Here is a 2,510-nt window from a genome sequence, read left to right on the forward strand (position 1 = left end):
GGGCCTTCGCCACTGGGTGCGCGTCACGCTTGGCCCGCGCCCGGGCTGCTGCGCACGCCTCGCACAGGGCTTCACCGCGGCCTGAGTGCCGAGCTGCGCCCGAGCGGGTGCCGCACGAATCATGTGGCGTTGGGGGTTTCGGGACTCGACTCCGCACGCGGTGGGTGCGCACCGCTTCGGCGTTCGCGACCCGGCACGACTCGCAGGCGTTCTCCCCGCGCCGCCAGTGCGCTGTGTATCCGGCCTTCGAACCGCACCGCGGATCCGGGGTGGGTAGCGCGAGACGGGCCTGAGCGGCGATCACGACACACCCCCTAGGTCCAGCACGCCCTGTGAGAGTCGCTGCGCCGTCAGCTCAGCCTGCCCTTCGCGGATCTCGTAGCCGATCGCCTCGCGCCCAAGGTTGCGGGCCGCGACCAATGTGGACCCGGACCCGGCGAACAGGTCCAGCACCGTCCCACCCCCCGGGCACCCGTAGGCGATGAGCGGCTCGAGGAGGCTGACAGGCTTCTCGGTCTCATTGATGTTGGCCTCGCGAACCACGGGGGCATATCTGATCGAGCGGGCGATCTGCGTCCCGTCGGTCTGGTGGAAATGCTCCCCACGTGACCCGTACGTCTGAACGTCCAGTGCTGACCGCCGAAAGCGCTTCTCTGGCCCTTGGCGAGCTTCACGTGGCGTCTCGTGACAGACCGTGGACCAGTCGCCCTGATACCAGTGGGTGGCAAACTCGTGGACGCGGCGGAACCTATCCGTAGCGAACCCGGGCCCGTTGTTCTTCTCCCACACGATGTCCTGCGAGAGCTTCCAGTCGGTGAACTCGTCGCGCCTGTTGAGGAACATGCGCATCGACCCAAAGCACCACATCGACCGGGCGTGCCGTGCTGCGAGGGCAGGCCACCCGTCGGGCCAACGGTCCCACGTCAGCGACGTCTCACCGTACGGCGGATCAGTCACGATCAGGTCGGCGGTGAAGTCCGGGGCGATGAGCTCACGCCAGTCTCCGAGGTGCAGGGTGACGTGCTCGTCCTGGAAGTAGATGGTCATCGGGGGTTGCCTTTCGCGAGGCGGCGGGCCCGCGCGGCGCGCTCACGGCGCCGCGCGGCCAGCTGCTCTTCCTGACGGGCCTGCTCGCGGGAGGGCCGCCACGCCAGACGGTCGGCGTCCTGCATCGCGGCGAGCACCTCCCCGGCCATCAGAAGCCTTCGCCGTCAGGGTCGGCGTCCGGGTCGTCCTCGAACCCGGGCAGTGGCTCGTCACCCGGCCCGTCCGGGGACACGGGGACCTCGCCGTCGACCTTCTTGACCGAGGACACGACAAACCCGGCGGTCCAACGGCGCTCACCGTCGGCCGTCTCGTCCTCCACGTGCTTCGCGCAGCGAGCAGTGACGACGAACGTGATGGTCTCGCCGATCTCCGGGTCGTGGGGGAGCAGGTCAGATGGGGAGCCCGAGAAGCGGGCACGCATGTTTCGAGATTCAGACATGGGGATTCTCCTTGGTGGGTGTGGCGGGACGGATGACGTACGAGTCGCGCCAGGCTGGGAGGGCGAAGCTGGGGTGGGTGGAGTGCTCGTCGCCGGAAAGTGCGGCCGCGTCGGCGCTCGCGTCGACACCGACCTCGGGATCGAATCCGGTGCTGAGCGTCGGGCCGTCGTCAAAGATCGACCGCCAGTCGATCTCCACGGCGTGTGGTTCGTAGCAGCCGCCGCCGGTGCGCAGGCGCTGTATGAGATCGGAGGAGTTGAGCGTCACGACTGTGCACTCGCCCAGAACTGTTCGAACACCAGGTGCTCGTCCGAGTCGACTGACGCGATTCCCACCGACCGGCTACCCCACCCGCCGGCACCTTGCGGGAACAGGACCCAGAGGCGACGGCCGGTCACCTTTTCCCATGTGCTGACGCCGGTGACCTCTAGCACGCGGGTGATGTAGTCCATGCCGCGTCCCGTACCGACGCGGCCGAGGAACTTGCCGTCCTCGTCTCGCTGGGGTGTGTCGAGGCAGTAATCGCCGGTGGGAGAGATGCCGCCGCCCTCCCAGGTGCAAGTGATTGACGCGGTGAACAGGCCCCGGTCGTTCATCCCGAGAGCTGTGGAGCTGACCGTGGCGAGCTGCGCTTCGTAGGAGGTGCCGTCAATCTCGATCGATGTCTTCGCGCTGCGCATCACCGCTCACCGGCCTGGGCGTTCTCGAGAAAGTCAATGAACTGGGAGGCCTCGACCTTGGTCAGCTCCGCCGACGAGGTGAATGGTCGACCGAAGTTCTTCTCCAGGTACTCAAGCTTCTCCGCGCGCTCGTTGAACCCCTCCTCCTTCAGCAGGATCGCGAGCTTCTGCTGCTGCGACCGGGTGCACATCTCGACACCGCCCGACACATCCGCCGCCTCGGAGCCACCCGACCCCGACCCCTCGGGGGCCGGGGCGGGCGACTCCTCACCCGTGCCCGACTCCGCCGCTGCCGGGGTGTCCTCGTCACCCGGCAGCGGCGGCATCCCCGCGGACACGGCCT

5 protein-coding genes and 1 pseudogene are annotated in these 2,510 nt (G+C 68.1%); all 6 read right to left on the reverse strand.

The genetic code is table 11. The features are described from left to right. Positions 1–300: 300 nt before the first annotated feature. Positions 301–1,047: a DNA-methyltransferase gene (locus G6019_RS12575; RefSeq protein WP_182612125.1), complete on the reverse strand. Its 747-nt coding sequence runs from the start codon at positions 1,045–1,047 to the stop codon at positions 301–303. Further along, on the reverse strand, positions 1,044–1,196 hold the full coding sequence (locus tag G6019_RS12580) for a hypothetical protein (protein WP_182612124.1): 153 nt from the start codon (positions 1,194–1,196) through the stop codon (positions 1,044–1,046). Before G6019_RS12580 ends, G6019_RS12575 begins: the two co-directional genes overlap by 4 nt. Continuing rightward, a complete protein-coding gene (locus G6019_RS12585; RefSeq protein ID WP_182627723.1) occupies positions 1,196–1,486 on the reverse strand; it encodes a DUF7171 family protein in 291 nt (96 codons plus the stop codon). Before G6019_RS12585 ends, G6019_RS12580 begins: the two co-directional genes overlap by 1 nt. Further along, positions 1,479–1,754: a hypothetical protein gene (locus tag G6019_RS12590; protein WP_182612122.1), complete on the reverse strand. Its 276-nt coding sequence runs from the start codon at positions 1,752–1,754 to the stop codon at positions 1,479–1,481. The genes G6019_RS12585 and G6019_RS12590 overlap by 8 nt, the downstream gene beginning before the upstream one ends. After that, entirely contained in the window at positions 1,751–2,167 is a 417-nt protein-coding gene (locus G6019_RS12595) for a hypothetical protein (RefSeq protein ID WP_182612121.1), read from the reverse strand. Before G6019_RS12595 ends, G6019_RS12590 begins: the two co-directional genes overlap by 4 nt. Continuing rightward, positions 2,167–2,510, reverse strand: a pseudogene (locus tag G6019_RS12600) (hypothetical protein); the annotation flags it as partial. The gene G6019_RS12595 and the pseudogene G6019_RS12600, both read right to left, overlap by 1 nt.

It is taken from the genome of Dietzia sp. DQ12-76 (assembly GCF_014145045.1).
Classification (GTDB): Bacteria; Actinomycetota; Actinomycetes; order Mycobacteriales; family Mycobacteriaceae; genus Dietzia.

Excerpts from the sequence above, each read along its gene's own strand:
- G6019_RS12580 (WP_182612124.1), bottom strand. The coding sequence starts at position 1,196 with ATGGCCGGGGAGGTGCTCGCCGCGATGCAGGACGCCGACCGTCTGGCG.
- G6019_RS12585 (WP_182627723.1), bottom strand. The coding sequence starts at position 1,486 with ATGTCTGAATCTCGAAACATGCGTGCCCGCTTCTCGGGCTCCCCATCT.
- G6019_RS12575 (WP_182612125.1), bottom strand. The coding sequence starts at position 1,047 with ATGACCATCTACTTCCAGGACGAGCACGTCACCCTGCACCTCGGAGAC.
- G6019_RS12595 (WP_182612121.1), bottom strand. The coding sequence starts at position 2,167 with ATGCGCAGCGCGAAGACATCGATCGAGATTGACGGCACCTCCTACGAA.